The 15,851-nt window shown below is 70.9% G+C and carries 18 protein-coding genes; 7 read left to right on the plus strand and 11 right to left on the minus strand.

All coding sequences use genetic code 11. The annotated features are described in order from the left end of the window. Window positions 1–58: 58 nt before the first annotated feature. Window positions 59–493, plus strand: a complete 435-nt coding sequence (locus tag ACIBVN_RS33225; RefSeq protein WP_349447708.1) for a MarR family winged helix-turn-helix transcriptional regulator — start codon at window positions 59–61, stop codon at window positions 491–493. 50 nt (window positions 494–543) lie between these two features. On the opposite strand, the gene ACIBVN_RS33230 is transcribed toward ACIBVN_RS33225, so the two are convergent. Both ACIBVN_RS33230 and ACIBVN_RS33235 read right to left on the minus strand, forming a co-directional pair. Further along, entirely contained in the window at window positions 544–1,965 is a 1,422-nt protein-coding gene (locus tag ACIBVN_RS33230) for a serine hydrolase domain-containing protein (RefSeq protein WP_397143208.1), read from the minus strand. 35 nt (window positions 1,966–2,000) lie between these two features. Then, entirely contained in the window at window positions 2,001–2,477 is a 477-nt protein-coding gene (locus ACIBVN_RS33235) for an MFS transporter (RefSeq protein WP_397143210.1), read from the minus strand. 228 nt (window positions 2,478–2,705) lie between these two features. Between ACIBVN_RS33235 and ACIBVN_RS33240 the strand changes: the two genes are divergently transcribed. Further along, on the plus strand, window positions 2,706–3,923 hold the full coding sequence (locus ACIBVN_RS33240) for a S1C family serine protease (protein WP_397143212.1): 1,218 nt from the start codon (window positions 2,706–2,708) through the stop codon (window positions 3,921–3,923). 91 nt (window positions 3,924–4,014) lie between these two features. Here ACIBVN_RS33240 and ACIBVN_RS33245 read toward each other — a convergent pair whose 3' ends face one another. Beyond that, window positions 4,015–5,310 carry an FAD-binding oxidoreductase gene (locus ACIBVN_RS33245; RefSeq protein WP_397143214.1) on the minus strand — a complete coding sequence of 432 codons (1,296 nt, stop codon included), beginning with the start codon at window positions 5,308–5,310 and terminating at the stop codon, window positions 4,015–4,017. Window positions 5,311–5,438: 128 nt separating this feature from the next. On the opposite strand from ACIBVN_RS33245, the gene ACIBVN_RS33250 reads away from it, so the two are divergent. Next, window positions 5,439–6,329, plus strand: coding sequence for a sigma-70 family RNA polymerase sigma factor (locus ACIBVN_RS33250; RefSeq protein ID WP_397143217.1), 891 nt, complete (start codon window positions 5,439–5,441; stop codon window positions 6,327–6,329). 9 nt (window positions 6,330–6,338) lie between these two features. Here ACIBVN_RS33250 and ACIBVN_RS33255 read toward each other — a convergent pair whose 3' ends face one another. From ACIBVN_RS33255 to ACIBVN_RS33280, 6 genes are all read right to left on the minus strand, one after another. Continuing rightward, on the minus strand, window positions 6,339–7,076 hold the full coding sequence (locus tag ACIBVN_RS33255) for a GNAT family N-acetyltransferase (RefSeq protein ID WP_397143219.1): 738 nt from the start codon (window positions 7,074–7,076) through the stop codon (window positions 6,339–6,341). Window positions 7,077–7,118: 42 nt separating this feature from the next. Further along, the gene (locus tag ACIBVN_RS33260; RefSeq protein ID WP_397143221.1) at window positions 7,119–8,717 is read right to left on the minus strand and encodes a PQQ-binding-like beta-propeller repeat protein; all 1,599 of its coding nucleotides are present in this window, start codon (window positions 8,715–8,717) and stop codon (window positions 7,119–7,121) included. Between the two features lie 124 nt (window positions 8,718–8,841). Beyond that, window positions 8,842–9,090, minus strand: coding sequence for a hypothetical protein (locus tag ACIBVN_RS33265; protein ID WP_397143223.1), 249 nt, complete (start codon window positions 9,088–9,090; stop codon window positions 8,842–8,844). A 60-nt stretch (window positions 9,091–9,150) separates the two neighbouring features. After that, entirely contained in the window at window positions 9,151–9,513 is a 363-nt protein-coding gene (locus ACIBVN_RS33270) for a hypothetical protein (RefSeq protein WP_397143225.1), read from the minus strand. A gap of 6 nt (window positions 9,514–9,519) precedes the next feature. After that, window positions 9,520–10,104 (minus strand): hypothetical protein, encoded by a 585-nt coding sequence (locus ACIBVN_RS33275; RefSeq protein ID WP_397143227.1) that lies wholly within the window; start codon window positions 10,102–10,104, stop codon window positions 9,520–9,522. Window positions 10,105–10,118: 14 nt separating this feature from the next. After that, entirely contained in the window at window positions 10,119–10,532 is a 414-nt protein-coding gene (locus ACIBVN_RS33280) for an Hsp20/alpha crystallin family protein (protein WP_349447307.1), read from the minus strand. A 241-nt stretch (window positions 10,533–10,773) separates the two neighbouring features. Between ACIBVN_RS33280 and ACIBVN_RS33285 the strand changes: the two genes are divergently transcribed. Together ACIBVN_RS33285 and ACIBVN_RS33290 are read left to right on the plus strand one after the other, a co-directional pair. Next, the gene (locus ACIBVN_RS33285; RefSeq protein WP_397143229.1) at window positions 10,774–11,748 is read left to right on the plus strand and encodes a CapA family protein; all 975 of its coding nucleotides are present in this window, start codon (window positions 10,774–10,776) and stop codon (window positions 11,746–11,748) included. Between the two features lie 128 nt (window positions 11,749–11,876). After that, a complete protein-coding gene (locus tag ACIBVN_RS33290; protein ID WP_397143231.1) occupies window positions 11,877–13,199 on the plus strand; it encodes a hypothetical protein in 1,323 nt (440 codons plus the stop codon). 21 nt (window positions 13,200–13,220) lie between these two features. Here the strand turns inward: ACIBVN_RS33290 and ACIBVN_RS33295 are convergent, their stop codons facing one another. Continuing rightward, window positions 13,221–13,394 carry a LuxR C-terminal-related transcriptional regulator gene (locus ACIBVN_RS33295; protein WP_397143242.1) on the minus strand — a complete coding sequence of 58 codons (174 nt, stop codon included), beginning with the start codon at window positions 13,392–13,394 and terminating at the stop codon, window positions 13,221–13,223. A gap of 311 nt (window positions 13,395–13,705) precedes the next feature. Then, on the minus strand, window positions 13,706–14,197 hold the full coding sequence (locus tag ACIBVN_RS33300) for a hypothetical protein (protein WP_397143233.1): 492 nt from the start codon (window positions 14,195–14,197) through the stop codon (window positions 13,706–13,708). Window positions 14,198–14,413: 216 nt separating this feature from the next. Between ACIBVN_RS33300 and ACIBVN_RS33305 the strand changes: the two genes are divergently transcribed. Both ACIBVN_RS33305 and ACIBVN_RS33310 read left to right on the plus strand, forming a co-directional pair. Beyond that, entirely contained in the window at window positions 14,414–15,112 is a 699-nt protein-coding gene (locus ACIBVN_RS33305) for a response regulator transcription factor (protein ID WP_397143235.1), read from the plus strand. 80 nt (window positions 15,113–15,192) lie between these two features. Then, window positions 15,193–15,759 carry an NADPH-dependent FMN reductase gene (locus ACIBVN_RS33310; protein WP_397143237.1) on the plus strand — a complete coding sequence of 189 codons (567 nt, stop codon included), beginning with the start codon at window positions 15,193–15,195 and terminating at the stop codon, window positions 15,757–15,759. Window positions 15,760–15,851: the final 92 nt, after the last annotated feature.

Below are 15,851 nucleotides of genomic sequence, written 5' to 3' on the forward strand. Positions count from 1 at the left end.
GAACTCTCAACTATTGTTTTTCGATGATGATTTGATGTACTGCTAGAGTTTTGGGGTGATGGTCGATCGTCCCGGCTTGGCGCTCGCCCTCTCGGGCCAGATCGCCAACACGCGGATCAAGAAGGCGCTGGCTCAGCACGGGCTCAAGCCCGCCCACGGCCATGTGCTCATGCTGCTGTCCGATCAGGGCGCGACGAGCCAGCAGTCGCTCGTGGAGACCCTCGGCGTCGATCCCAGCATGGTGGTCGCCATACTCAACGACCTCGAGAGCAACGGGCTGGCCGAGCGGCGCCGCGACCCCGCCGACCGCCGCCGCCACATCGTCGAGATCTCCGCCGGCGGCAAGGTCATGGTCAACGGCATCCACGACGCCATCGCCGCCGTGGAGTCCGCGCTCTTCGCCGACCTCGACAGCGAGGAGATCAGCACCCTGCAGCGCCTGCTGTCCCGGATCAACACGTCCATCGACGAGACCGCCTGCACCGAAGACTGATCCGCTGGTCTCGCCGCCCCGCGACACCCAGCGGGCCAGAACCGACAACCTCAGCCGGACACTTTCGGCGTGGCGCGCATGCCGACGTAGCACACCAGAGCTCCGTCGGGCAGGGTCGAGAAGACCACAGGCATGTAGTCCTCGCTGAAGGACGGGCCGGCGCCCGAGGCGGCGAACACCGTCTCCGAGACCGCGGTCAGCTCCGCCTCCAGCGGCGGCGACAGATCCTTCATGCCGTCGACGAACTCGTACCGGATCCGGTCGGGCGAGACGGTGATGACGACGCCCTCGCGCTTGTACGTGCCCACGTACGGCGTCATGTCCACCGCGGGCGGAGTGGCCGGCGGGCCGAACGGCTCCGGCATGCGCACCCCGGCCAGCTCGTCGAGCAGCTCGCGGAACAGGGCGGCGTTCAGCTGCCTGGCCCCGCCCCCGTTGGTCATCAGCGCGACGGCCACGCCTGCTTCCGGAATGACGCGCAGGTAGGCGTACTGGCCGATGGCAGCGCCGTCGTGGCCGTAGCCGAAGACACCATCCCAGTCGTACAGGGTCCAGCCCAGGCCCCAGCCGTCCGCGCTGACGGTCCACTTGTCCGGAACGTCCACCTCGCGCCGCTGCATGGCGGCGACCGCGCCGGCGGGCACGACGCGCGTGCCGTCGGGGGCCAGGCCACCGGCCAGGTGCATCTGGGCGAAGCGGACGAGGTCGCCGGATGAGGTGATGATCCTGCCGTACGGGCCCGCCGAGCGCGGCATCATGTCCCAGACCGGCGCCGGGTCGGGGTCCTGGCCCGGCTCGCCCAGGTGGCTCATCGCCACCTGGAACCGCAGCGCCTCCTCCGGCAACGTCACCGAGCGCTCCAGCCCGAGCGGGGTGAAGATCATGTCCTTCAGCGCCTGGTCCCAGGTCTTGCCGGTCAGCACCTCGACGAGGCGGCCCAGCACGACGTAGCCGAGGCTGCCGTAGGAGACCGCCGTCCCCGGCGGGCAGTCCAGGGCCACGTCGCGGGCGGCCTTCACGTACTCGGCCAGGCAGTCGTCCCCGCGGCCTGAGTCGTGGTTGAAGTCGTTGGTGACCCCGCCGGTGTGGCTGAGCAGCTGCCGCACGGTGATCACCTTGGTCGCCGCCTCGTCGGGAGTGGCGAACTCCGGCAGCACGTCCACCACCCGCGCGTCGAGGTCCAGCTTCCCCTCCCCGACCAGCCGCATCACCAGCGTCGCGGTGTAGACCTTGGCGATCGAGCCGGACAGGAACACCGAGTCGGGAGTCACCGCCACGCCGGTGCCCCGGTGCAGCACGCCGCTTGCCAGCTCGTAGACCTTCCCGCCGGTCAGCACGGCCAGGGTCGCGCCCGGCACGTTGTGGGCGGCGCGCAGCTCGTCGAGCCGGTGCTGCCAGCGCTCGGGGTAGAAGCTCCGCCCGGCCGAGTTCAGCGTTCCCCAGTCGCCCGTGGCGTCCCAGTTCGTGTTCACGATCTTTCTCCTTGCTCTCAGGTGTCTCAGATGTCTCAGGAAAGGGCGATCTTCTTGGGCATCACCAGCAGCGCCAGGCCGACCATGGCGACCGCGCTCCAGGCGGCCATCGCCTTGCGCCGCTCCTGTTCGTCGAACACGGTGATCAGGATGGACAAGGTGCTCGGCATGATCAGCGCGCCGCCGACACCCATCACCGTACGGGCGGCGATCAGCAGCGCCGGATCGGCGGCGTAGGCGGCCGCCAGCGAGGCCACGCCGAACAGCGCCAGGCCGATGACCATCACCCTGCGCCTGCCGTACCGGTCGGACAGGCTGCCCGCCGTCAGCAGCAACCCGGCGAAGACCAGGATGTACGAGTCCAGGATCCACTGGACGTCCTGCGCGCTGGCGCCCAGGTCGGCGGTCAGCGGCGGAATCGCCACGGACAGCACCATGTTGTCGACCACCAGCACGAGCGTGCTGAGGCATAGCACCACCAGGATCAGCCAGCGGCGTGAACTTGTGTACATCGGAACCTTCCACCGTGTGCGTACGTCGCTCCCTTATGCGAACACTGTACGCATGGGAGTCTGATGTACGCAACTCTCCTGCGGGAAAACACATTCGTCCGGCGCGCGTCGGCGCTGCCTGCGGCGATAAGGCCGGCGTCAGGGCCCGCCGCGCGAGGGGATCTTCGGCTTAATCAGGACTTACTCGCCCTTCGCCACTCTTGTGTCATCGGGACTCTAGGAGATGACATGGACGCGAACGCGCCTCGCGAGGACAACGCCGGCGGCTGGACCCAGTTCGGTGACAAGCCGCCCACAGCCGGGAGCTTCACCCGTCCGGGTCCGGTGCTCCCGCCGCCCCCTCCGCCACGGCGGGCGGGGTTCGTGCTCAGCCGCAAGGCGATCGCCGGGCTCGCGCTGGCCGCCGTGACGGCGTTGACGGCGGCGGCGCTCGGGGGCGGCGCCGTGGGCGCGTACGTGGCGGAGGGCGCGCGCCCGGCGTCGACCGTCACCACGAACGTGGCGAGCCCGGTGTTCCGCACGGCCTCGGGCCAGCTCACGGTCGCGCAGGTGGCGGAGAAGGTGCAGCCGTCGGTGGTGATGATCCAGGGGCAGAACGCCGAGGGGTCCGGCGTGGTGCTGTCCGAGGACGGGCTGATCCTGACCAACAACCACGTCGTGGCCGGGCAGGGCGACCAGTTGACGGTGAAGTTCAGCGACGGCAAGACTGCCAAGGCGAGCGTGGTCGGCACCGACCCGGCGACCGACCTCGCCGTCATCAGGGCGGCGGACGTGTCGGGGCTGGCCAAGGCCACGCTGGGCGACAGTGACCAGCTCAAGGTGGGGGACGACGTACTGGCCATCGGCAGCCCGCTCGGGCTGGACGGGACGGTGACGTCGGGCATCATCAGCGCGCTCGACCGTACGGTGACCGCCGGGGGTGGCAACCAGGACCAGCAGCTCCCGCCGGGCTGGGGCAGGCAGGGGCAGTCGGCCGAGACGACCACGCTCGGCGGCATGATCCAGACGGACGCGGCGATCAACCCCGGCAACTCGGGCGGCGCCCTGGTCAACGCCGCCGGCGAGCTGGTCGGCATCAACAGCGCGGTCGCCGCCGACGGTGTCAACCTCGGCTTCGCGATCCCGGTGAACACCGCCAAGCAGGTCTCCGAGCAGCTCATCAGCAAGGGGAAGGTGAGCCACGCGTTCCTCGGGGTGAGCGTCACCGACGCCACCGGCGACGTACCCGGCGCGCTGATCCGCCAGGTGACGGCGGGCAGCCCGGCGGAGAAGGCCGGGCTGAAGCAGGGCGACCTGATCACCAAGATCGGCGACACGCCCGTTCAGGGCGGTGACACGGTCGTCGGGCAGGTCCGCGGGTTCAAGGTGGGCCAGCAGGTGGAGGTCACGTACCAGCGGGACGGGAAGACCAGCACGGTGACCGTGACCATGCAGGAGAAGAAGTAGCCGAACGCGATCCCGGTCCGGGGACCGGCGAGCGTCTCGGGCTCAAGCAGCGGCGGGCGGCCGTCCGCCTCGGAGACGGCCGCCCCGCGAATCATGCGTTGACCGGGAAGTTCGCGCGGAACACGCCCCGCGGGTCGCGGGCTTGCTTCAGCTCACGCAGCCGAGCCAGGGTCGGCTCGTCGAAGGCGTGCGCCGCCCGCTCCCCCGGCGTCAGGAACGTGTACGGCTTGCGCCCGACCGCACCGAGCTCCGCCGACAGCTCGTCCCGCTTGGCGGCGACCGCGTCCCTGAGCTGCGGCAGCCCCAGGCCGAGCAGATACAGCAGGTACGGCTCCGCGACCGCCCCCCGGGCGCCGGCGCCGGGCCGCTGCTCGGCCAGCGCGCCGCCCAGGTGCCGCACCTGGATGTTGACCAGCGGCTCCACCGGCGTGCCGAGCAGGACCCGCTCGTCGAGCTCCCCGAGCAGCTCGGCTCGCGACATCGCCGGAGCCGGGTCGGTCGGCTCGGCGGTGATGTCGCCCAGGTTCGCGACCGGCAGCTCGGCCCGCTTGTCGGCGATCGCGCCGTCCACCTTGTCCAGATCGGCCAGCAGCGCCTTGCCGTCCGCACCGTCGCCCAGGTAGGCGGCGTCCACGGCGACCATGGGCGGCGCGTCGGGGAACTGGAACCGGTGGAACCAGACCGACAGCTCTCTCGGCGCCGTCTCGGTGATGCGCTGGAACGCCTCGAACACCTCCGCCGCACGGGTGCCCGGCCACATCATGCGCCCCCCGTACAGGGCCGGGGCCGGATGCAGGTCGAACTCGACCGCCGTCACCAGCGCGAAGTCGCCCCCGCCGCCGCGCAGCGCCCAGAACAGGTCCGGATCGGAACCGGCGGTGACCCGTGACCGCTCGCCGTCGGCGTCCACGACGTCGAAGGCGCGCACCGAGTCCGACGCCCATCCATATTTCCTGCCGAACCAGGACAGACCGCCGCCCAGCGTGTAGCCGACCACGTTGATGCCCGGCATGCTGCCGGCCAGTCCGGTCAGGCCGTGCGGCCCGGCCGCCCGCTGCACCTGCGTCCACCGGACGCCCGCGCCGGCCCTGGCCACCCGCTGCCCTGGGTCCACCTCCACGCCGTCGAGCCTGCCGGTGCGCAGGAGGATCACGCCGTCGGTGTCGCCGGAGGCGCCGTGGCCGTTGGGCTGGGCCGCGACGCTGAGCCCGGCCTTGCGGGCGTACCGCACCAGTGCGGCCACGTCGTCGGCGCCCGCGGCCGTGACCACGGCGGCCACCGGCTGGGCGACCGTCAGGTTCCACGCCCTGGCGGCCCCCTCGAACTCGCCGTCGCCCGGCAGCAGCACCTCACCCTGTACGGCGTTCCGCAGATCGTTGAGTGTCATCGTCTCCCTCTCGGTTGCGGTTCGGGTCTATGACGACGCGAGGGGCGAGAAGGTGACGTCCGCCTTTCGGTCACCATTGACGGGTCTGTTTCGTCAGTGGGGTAGGAGCCCCGATCGAGGATGTGACCGTGAACACCGACGACTTCCTGGCCAGCCGGTTCGAGGAACACCGCAACCATCTCAAGGCGGTGGCGTACCGGATGCTCGGCTCGCTCGCCGAGGCCGACGACGCCGTTCAGGAGTCGTGGTTGCGGCTCAGCCGTACGGACTCGCGTGAGATCGACAATCTGGGCGGCTGGCTGACCACGGTCGTCGGCCGGGTCTGCCTGGACATGCTCCGCGCGCGGAACTCGCGGCGGGAGGACCCGCTGGAGCAGCGGCTGCCGGACCCGGTCATCAGCCCCGAGGACGGGGGCGACCCCGAGCAGCAGGCACTGGTCGCCGACGCGGTGGGGCTGGCGCTGCTCGTGGTGCTGGAGTCGCTGAGTCCTGCGGAACGGCTGGCGTTCGTGCTGCACGACATGTTCGCGGTGCCGTTCGAGCAGATCGCCACCATCGTGGACCGCACTCCGTCCACGGCCAAGAAGCTCGCCAGCCGGGCGCGCCAGCGCGTGCGGGGTACGGTGCCGCTGCCGGATCCCGACCCGAGCCGGCAGCGCCAGGTCGTGGACGCCTTCCTGGCCGCCGCTCGCGGCGGCGACTTCGAGGCGCTCCTCTCCATCCTCGACCCCGACGTGGTGGTGCGCGTGGACGCGGGCGCCGTGGCGAAGGGCGGCATGTGGACGATCAGCGGCGCGGCGGCCGTGGCCGGTCAGATGGCCAACTTCAAGCGGTTCAGCACCGCCTACGCGGCGGAGCCGGTGCTGGTGAACGGCGTGGTCGGGCTCGTCGGCAGGCAGAACGGGGAGGTGCGGTCGGTGCTGAGCTTCTTCGTCACGGACGGCAGGATCGCCGCCCTCGACATCCTCTCCGACCCGGACCGCCTCGCCCGGCTCGTCCTGACACCACCGGCCGGGTGAGCACCGGCATCAGCGGAGGAAGATGTGGAGGACCTCGCCCACCTTGCGGTAGCCGACGCGGGCGTAGACGCGCGCGGCGCCGTCGTCGGCGGGCGTGAGGAACGGCCTGGTGATCCCGGCAGCCGCGCCCTCGCGGGTCAGCAGCGCCGTGACCGCCCCCGCGATGCCGCGCCGCCGGTGCGAGGCCCGCACCGCGATGCCCGCCACCTCGGCGACCCCTCGGTGCGGGCGGCCGAGCTGACCGGCGCCGACGACTTCCTCGCCGTCCACGGCGGCGGCGACCAGGCCGCCGCCGTCGAGGATCCGCCGGAGCCGCGCGACGTCGTGCCCGGTGGCCTCCGGCGCCCCGAACGCCTCGTTCATCACGCGCGCGACCTGCCAGAGACCGGCGTCGTCGGTGACGAGCCCGACCCGTACGTCCACCGGTGTGTCCACCACCTCGTCCGGCGGGCAGACCAGCAGCGGGTAGCGGCCCTCCACGGTGAACCCGGCCGCGAGCAGGGCGTGCTCCACCTTCGGGGCCGCCTGCGGCACGTACTCGAGCCGGGGCGTCCTGGCCCGCCCGCGGAAGGCCGCGACCAGCGCGGCGATCTCGTCCGCCGTCGGTGCGGCGTCGTCGTCGGGGATGGCGTAGTTGAACGGGAGCGCGTCGTCATGCTCGTCGAACCGGATCACGAACGGCCCGGACCGGACAGCCCGATCACCAGCCGCCGACCTGAGATAAGCGTGCACATCGGCACCGAACAAGCGTGGCTCCTCTCCTCGAACAAGGATGTACACGTTACTCGGTCAGGTCAGGCCGACGATCGTGGCGCTCGGGCTGAAGGCGACCACGACGGCCCCGGCGGCCGGGAGGAGCGTGAACCGGCCCTCGCGCCCGTCGAAATCCATGTCGAACGGGATGTCGGTGCCGCCCGCCGCGCCCCAGGGCACGACGTGCGCGGTGACCGTCATGGAGGTCTGGACGGTCGCCGTCACCTCCGCCACGACCATGCTGTCCTTCAGCGGAAGGAAGCCCCTTCTCCAGCCGGAACGATCGCCCTGGTCCGGCGTCGAGGCACTCCGCGCCCCGCCGCCGCGGTACGGCTCCCGGCGATACTCCGTGCGCCCGCCCTCGTACGCGGGCGTGAGCACGTGGCCGTCGGCGGTGAAGCGGTCCAGCACGGCCTCGCTCCCGGCGGCGTCCTTGACCACCTTCCCCGTCCGCTGGTCCAGCACGACGTCCGTCTCGCCGGCGTCGCCCGAGATCCGCAGCCGCACGGCGCTGAGGTCGTAGGAGGGGACGACCTCGGCGTAGCCCGTCTTGTCGCTCTCGTACTGCCACACCTCGGTGCCGTCGGCCGGGTCGAGGCCGGTCACCACGGTCTCCGCACCGCAGTCGGACACCACCGCGACGATCTCACGCAGCACCGCGTACGGTTTCGCCAGCCGGCGGTCCACGTGGCAGCCCTTCCGTACGGGACGCTCCCAGACCTGCTTGGCGGGATCCGCCAGGTCCCTTCCGATCATCGTGCCGTCGCGGGAGACGCCGACGAGGCCGTGCGAGGCCGGATCGGTGTCCGCGAAGGGCTGCCCGGCGTGCTCGGCGCGCACTTCGCCGGTGCGGGCGTCCAGCACCACCGTGCGCCCCCTGGTCCGCTCCGTCCCCGCCGCCTGTCCGAAGGTGAGCACCATGACGCTGCCGTCGGGGGCGGCCTCCATACCGGTGGCCGCCGCGGCGGGCCTGCGGTAGTGCCACCGCTCGCGACCCGTCCGGGCGTCCAGCGCCACGACGCCGTCGTCGATCCTCACCAGCGCGTTGCCGCCCGCGACCGCCACCTGCTCGGCGGGGGTGCCGTCCGGCACCTTCCACCGCCAGGCGAGCCTGCTCACCGACCCGGCCACAGCCGCCTCAGGAGCGGCTCTCCCGCCCGCGGTGACGGCCTCGACCGGCAGCGTCGCGCCGGCCAGCGACATCGCGGCCAGCACCGCCGCCGCGGCGGCCAGCCCCGTGCCCAAGCCCGCGAAGGGCTTGACCGTGAAGTCGGGTACGACCACCGCGATCAGAACGATCCCGGCCGCGGCGGCCACGAGGCCGGTGCCGAAGAGGAGCTCACCCTGCTCGGGAAGCCCTCCGGCGAACGTTCGCCGCACCCGTCCGGCCCCGTGCAGGGCCAGCGGCACGGCGACGAAGGCCACGGCGACGGCCCGCACGCGCACGGTGACCTGCGCCTCGACCAGCCAGGGATCGTCACCCTCCGCGCGCGCAGTCACGCGTGCCAGCCGGACCACGTCGGCCACCAGCCATGCCAGCAGCCCGAGCGCCAGCAGCAGCCCGAGGTTGATCAGGATCGGCAGCTCAACGGGTAACGGCCGCCGCAGGAAGTGCCCCCATCCGGCCGCCCCCACCCCGGCCAGAGCTATCCCTGGCCCTAACCATCCCTTCCCCACGATCTGTGCAACGCGCTTCCTGACAGGTACGTTCCACTACCAGATAACAATCGAGTCATCGCTGCCGGACCGGCGCGGCAAGTCAGTCGCCCAAATCGCGGGCGACGTTGTCCAGCCGGATCGCCAGATCCTGCAGGGCCTGGTCGGACAGGTCGCCCTCGGGCACCCGGTCCGCGATCTCGTCGCGGCGCACGATGACCAGCGGCTTGTGCGCGTCGTCTATCTCGTCCGCGGGCAGCACCACGCACTCGCCCTGGACGTACACCAGCGTGGCGTCGGGATGCTCCGACTGCAGCAGGTGGCGAACGCATTCGCAATCGATAAGAGACATCTCCGCTCCTCTGCCCCGGACTGGACCTCAGCAGGGCGCTTACCCAGATAGCCGCCCCACTCACCCGAAGGTCGGCGGACCGCCGTCGGAGCGGGTGCGCCGCACGCTGAACCCCACGAGGTAGACGGCCGCCGCCAGGGCCACGACGGCGGGCGGGATGGCCAGGAGCGGCCGTCCGGCCAGCAGGGCCAGCACGGTCAGGACCACCCCGGCGAGCAGCGCGAGCGCGGCGGCCAACAGGCGCACGCCGAGCCAGCTGGAGGGCGGCGGAGACTTCGGCCACTCCCCGTGGCCGCCTCCGTGCACGTCGGGCACGCCGGTGTCGCTCACCACGCCGGAGGGGCTCACCTCGTCGGGAGGCGGCGGCTCGCGCAGCACTGGAGCGAAGAACTCGTCCTCAGGATCCTCGTCTTGCCTCTTCATCGCGCATCACCTCGCCGGATCGGCTTCGTCCAGCTCGCGCAGGAACGGGTTGACCACGGCGTTCAGCTCGGCCAGGAGCGCTTCGAGCGAGGCCTGGGCGTCGTCGAGGTTCGGCAGTCCCTCGGCCCGCGCGTGGGTGGGCGTGGGCAGGCGGTCCACCGGCAGCGGCACGCGGAGCTCCAGCGTGCTGAGCGCGGTCGGCCGCTCGTACGGCGGCGGCACGTACGTCGGCTCCTGACGCTGCCAGCTCGACCACCCGGCGGGCAGCCTGACCTGGGGCGGGGCCGCGAGCTCTACCACGGCGAGCAGCCCCGCGGCCTGCTCGGGCCGGTGGCAGGTCGCATCCAGCACCCGCGGATGGCGGCGTACGTAAGCGTGCTCCGCCACCGGGCGCGTGGCCACCTCCCACGCGCCCAGCGCGAAGTGCAGCGGGTCCAGCGTGATGCCGCCCGCGGCCGGTTCGCCGTCCACGGCCTCGAACGCGTGCCTCCATTTGCGCAGCTCTTCGCCGTAGCGCTCCTGCGCGCTGCCCTGGTCCTCGCCGTCGTGCCCCCGCGCGGCGCCGATCCAGAAGGCCTGCGTGCCGGCCATGCGCCTCCCCCGTGTCAGCCCTTGATCTCGATGCGGCGGGCGCGGCCCTTCTCGGTCTTCGGAACGCGCACGGTCAGAATGCCGTCGGCCAGCTCGCCGCCGATGTGCTCGGTGTCGGCGTCGCTCGGCAGGATCGTCCGGTAGACGAACCGGCCGGCGCGCCGTCGCAGCATGTTGCCCTTCTCCTCCTCGTTGATCTCCCCGGACACGCAGAGCTCGCTGTCGTTGACCTCGACGTTGATGTCCTCCCGCTTGATGCCGGGAAGCTCGGCGCGGACGACGTAGGCGTCCGGGGTCTCCTCGGTCTCGGCCATCGGCCGCCAGGCGGCGACGTCGGTCTCGGCGCCCTGCTCGAACAGCCGCCCCATCTGATCCCACAGTTGCTGGAACTCCGTGAACGGATCCCACGCCCGTCTCTGCCAGGGCACACCCGTCTGCATCGCTCCGCGATTACGCCTTATCGGCAAAGCCACTGCTTTTTCACCCCCGTGGCGCGAGGGACACCCTCGTCCCCCTCCTCCAGATTCATCCCGTCACTACCCGCGCCAATACCCGCAAACTCCTCCCACGAACGGTTCCGCCGCAGGCAGGGGCGGGTGTCGAAGCCATCCGGCAGGGAAGCTGGACAAATATGACCGAGGGAACGCGACGGCATCAGGGGAGCCCGCGATGACGGTCACACTGGCGCTGGCCGGCGACACGATGCTCGGGCGCGGCGTCGCCGAGCGGCTCGAGCTGACCGCGGATCCGGCCCACTTCTTCGACGCGGGTGTGCGCGCGGTGCTCGCCCGGGCCGACCTCGTCCTGCTCAACCTCGAATGCTGCGTGTCGGACCGCGGCCGGCAGTGGGACCCGTTGCGCAAGCCGTTCCACTTCCGCGCCCCGCCGCAGGCCGCCGCCATGCTGGCGGAGCTCGGCGTGCACGCGGTCACGCTGGCCAACAACCACGCGCTCGACTACGGCCAGGACGCCCTCCTGGACACCCTCGACCACCTGGCGGCGGCCGGGATCCGGACCGTGGGCGCGGGCGCCGACCTGGCCCAGGCGTGGGAGCCCGCCGTGCTGGAGGCCGGGGGCCTGCGCCTTTCCGTGCTGGGCGTCACCGACCATCCCGCCGATTTCGCGGCCACCGAGCGCAGGCCCGGGGTCGCGTACGCCGATCTGGGCACCGGGGTGCCGGACCGGCTCACGAACACGATCAGGAGCATGAACGGCGACGCCGTCCTCGTCTGCGTCCACTGGGGCCCGAACATGACCGCCGCACCCGTCACCCACGTCCGCCGCTCGGCCAAGGCGCTGGTGAGTGCGGGAGCGACCCTGGTGGCCGGGCACTCCGCGCACGTCTTCCACGGGGTGGCCGGGCCGGTCCTGTACGACCTGGGCGACTTCATCGACGACTACATCGTGGATCCCGAGCTGCGCAACGACCTCGGGCTGATCTTCCTGGTCACCCTGGACGAGCACGGTCCGGTACGGCTGAGCGTCGTGCCCATCGCGCTCGACTACTGCCGTACCAGGGTGGCGGACGAGGCGGAGTCCGGCTGGGTCCGCCACCGCTTCGCCAACGCCTGCGCCGACCTCGGCACCGAGGTCCGGCACGAAGCGGGCACGCTCACCGTCGATCTCCGGCCATCAGCGGCGTGACCTGCGCATTTGGGCGGACTTTTGGAGGACGCGCCACCACTTACAGTACTCGGTCAATTACTGACAGTGTCCATAAGGTGGGGTGAGTGGCCCCAGTGAGGCCTCGGAACCTAGCGAGAGGATCCAGCATGGCGCAGGAACCGAGAATCGACGTCGAGACCAGAGCCAATTCGGTCAAGGGCAGCCTGACGGAGGAGCAGGTCGAGCGGGTGGCGGACGCGCTCGGGCAGCAGGGGGTCTGGTTCGCGGCCCCGCGGCCCGGCGCGGTCAACGCGCCCAGACCCGACCGCATCTGGGACCTGGTGGGCGACCAGCCGCACGAGGGCCGCACGGCCACCGGCCGGGCCGCGGTCTACCTGGCGCAGGGGCACGCCGCGCTGACCCGGCCGCTGATCTTCGCTGACGGCTTCGACTACGGGCCGAGCGACCTCGACGCGTTGTGGAGCCGCTTCAACTCGGGCGTTCCCGGTTTCCTGGACCAGCTCAGGACGATGGGCATCGACGTCATCCTGCTCGGTTTCGACGAGCGGCAGACGTACATCCAGGCCAACGCCGCCGTGGCGGCCACCTGCGTACGGCGTGCCATCCAGGAGCGGCGTGGCGACCTCCCGCTGGTCGTCGGCGGCGTCAGCCTGGGCGGCATGATCACCAGGTACGCGCTCGCGCGCCTGGAGAGCGAGGGCGTCGACCACCAGACCGACAAGTACTTCTCCTACGACACGCCGCACCTCGGCGCCTGGATCCCGCTGGTGCTGCAGCAGCTCGCCTACCTCCACGAGTCGCTGCTGCCGCAGCTCGGCGGTCCCGGACAGGCGGAGCTGATCCGCAGCCCGGCCGCACAGCAGCTCCTGTGGGGCTGGGTCGAGAGCGAGGACTACTCGGGTCCGGTGACCACCGCCAGCCGGCTGCGTACGGACTTCCTGGACGACCTGCGCAGGGTCGGCTGGTTCCCGATGCGGCCGTACAAGCTGGGTCTGGCCAACGGAGCCGGCGACGGCGTGGGGCCCGACCTGCCGCCGGGCACGCCGGTGTTCGACCTGCACCATGACCCGCTGCAGCTCACGGCCCGGATCCAGCCGAACCTGGGCGAGCTGCAGAACGTCGGCACGATCAGGTTCGGCGCGCCCGTGTGGTCGAGCGCCACGTCGCGCGTGCCCGCGTTCGACGGGGCGCCGGGCGGCACGCTGGACTTCTGGGGCAGCGTGGCCGACGAGATCGGGCTGCCGATCCAGGAGCGGTTCCGCAGGAGCTGCTTCGTCCCGGCGATCAGCGCGATCGCCCTGGCCAGGGACCCGTTGCGGTGGCAGGACGACCTCTACAAGGACCTGCGCGACCTGCGGAAGGACGAGACGTTCCTGGACGTGTTCTGCTGCGACACGGGCAACTCCGCGCACGGCGGCGTCTCCCAGGTGCTGGTCGACTGGCTCCTGGAACAGCTCGCCGGCTGGTAGGGCGGGCTCACTGGCGGCCGGTCAGCCGGCGATCGCCGCGATGAGTTCGTCCCGGCTCTGCGCCCGGGTCTTCCGGTACACCGATTTCAAGTGGTCGTTGACGGTGTAGAGGGAAAGGTCCAGGTCGCGGGCAATCTGTTTCCCCGCCGCCCCGGCATACAGGGACTCGATGACTCGGCGTTCGCCGGCGGTGATGCCGTACCAATGCCGATCGCCGGATTGAGGCCGACCAGCCGGAGCGCGTCGTGCGCCACCCGGCGTCCGACGATCTGCGAAATCGCCGCTCCCACCTCGGCCGGGCTACCGGCGGGACCGAGCGCCGCACACAGCTCGCGGGCGAGCCGCCCTTCACCGTCCATCACCCGGCATCAACTCCGGCAGTCATTCTAATTCTCATGGAAAAGGATGACCAGCCACGGAAATTGAATGACTGCCGGCGGCTTTATGTGACATAAAACCTATTTGACGGCTTTTAACGCATACGGCGGGTTCAATACCGCGCTTCGCTACTTCGCCTCGTGGCGGTGGTCGTCGCGCTGCTGCTTCCGGGCGCCGACCACCTCGAACGCGGCGGTGGTGACCTTGTTTCCGACCTTGACGGTCACCGTCTCGCTGCCGGGCTTGGCCTTCGACGGCACGGTCAGGGTCTTGGTGGCGCTGCCGCCGGAGAGCGCGACGCGGTAGCTCTTGCCCTCAGGGCTGGTCACGATGGCCGTGCCCGAGCGCAGGCCCTTCGCGGCGATCGTCACCTCGTAGGAGCCGTCGGCACGCACGCGACCCGGGTCGACGGACACCTTGAGCGAGGCCGCACGAACGCCGTCGCGTCCCATGGCCAGCTGGTCCTGGGGCACGGTGGGGTTCGAGTGCGTCGGCTGCGGCGCCTTGGCCGTCGCCGCGGGCTGCGGCTGCCTCGCGTCAGCGAGGGCGGCGCCCGACAGGGGCAGGGCGAGCACGGCCGCGCCGGCGAGGGTCACGACGAAAGGCTTGGCGAAACGCATCAGTCAATAATCCAATCCGGGACGACCCGGCCGAACCTTTGAATTCAGCCCCGGAGGTCGTCCCCCACGCCGAACAACCTGCCGACCCAATCTGAGAAACGCCTTTAATCAACTTGCGTATTGGATAAGCGCAGGCAGCGGGCTCGACCTGAGCTCACAGGCGATTCACAAGCGGAAATCATCAAACTTTCATAAACGCACGTCATCGTCATGAACATGCACACGACCAGCCGGGTCAACATCCTCGTGGTGGATGACGAGCCCTCGCTGACCGAGCTCCTTTCCATGGTCATGCGCCAGGAGTCCTGGGACGTCCGCAGTGCGCACAACGGCTCCGCGGCCATCCGCGCGGCCCGTGGGTTCCGCCCCGACGCGGTCGTCCTGGACGTCATGCTGCCCAACATGGATGGGATCCGGCTCCTGCCCAGGCTGCGCGCGGTGCTGCCGGGCGTGCCGATCCTGTTCCTGACGGCCCTGGACTCGCTCCAGGACCGGCTCGTCGGCCTGCGGGCGGGCGCCGACGACTACGTCACGAAGCCGTTCCGCCTGGAGGAGGTCGTCCTCAGGCTGCGCGGACTGCTGCGCCGCTCGCGCGCGGCGCAGGCGCGGGCCGAAGCCGGGCTGGTGGTCGGGGACCTCACGCTGGACCAGGAGACCCACCGGGTACGGCGGGCCGGCAAGGACATCAGGCTCACGCCCACGGAGTTCGAGCTGCTCCGGTTCCTGATGCACAATCCGGGGCGGGTGCTGAGCAAGGCACAGATACTCGACCGGGTCTGGGCGTACGACTTCGGCGGTCAGAGCAACGTCGTCGAGCTGTACATCTCCTACCTCCGGCGCAAGATCGACGCGCAGCGCGAGCCGATGATCCACACCGTGCGCGGCGTCGGCTACACGATCAGACCCGCCCTATGACCCTCATGGGAGCGTTGCTAGATCCGATCTAGCGGCCCTTCTAGCGCCTGAAAGGTGACGGCGCAGGAAGGGGGCGCACCATGGATCCGTTGCGGGTCGCGCTCATCATCGGCAGCACCCGGGTCGGCCGCGTGGGCGACTCGGTGGGCGCGTGGTTCGCCGAGCGGGCCCGCCGCCGCCGCGACCTCGCGGTCGAGGTGCTCGACCTGGCCGGTTACGCCTTCCCCGGGTGCTACCCGGATGAGGCGACGCCGGACATGTGCAGCTTCGCCGGGGCCGTCGGCGGCGCGGAGGCGTTCGTCGTGGTCACCCCCGAGTACAACCGCAGCTTCCCCGCCTCGCTCAAGCAGGCGATCGACTTCGCCTACGACGAGTGGCAGGCCAAGCCCATCGGGTTCGTGGCGTACGGATCGGGATCGGCCGGCATGTACGCGGTCGAGCAGCTCCGTACCGTCTTCTGCGCCCTGCACTCCGTGACCATGCGTGACTGGGTCGGGCTCGACCTGCTCGGCGAGGACGTCGACGAGCACGGGCGTCCGCGCGACACCGACGACCGCCTGCGGGCCGTCGGGGCCATGCTCGACCAGCTCACCTGGTGGGGCCGGGCGCTGCGCGCCGCCCGGCACGCGCAGCCGTACGTCTCATGAAAGACATCCCAGGAGTTTTAATGTCAAGCCGTGGCACTCTGGACGTGATGCGACCAAGCGGTCGCTTCGTCGTAGAGCGTGCCGGTTTTGAG

Origin of the sequence: Nonomuraea sp. NPDC049400, from assembly GCF_044466425.1 — a bacterium.
In the GTDB taxonomy this organism is placed as follows: Bacteria; Actinomycetota; Actinomycetes; order Streptosporangiales; family Streptosporangiaceae; genus Nonomuraea.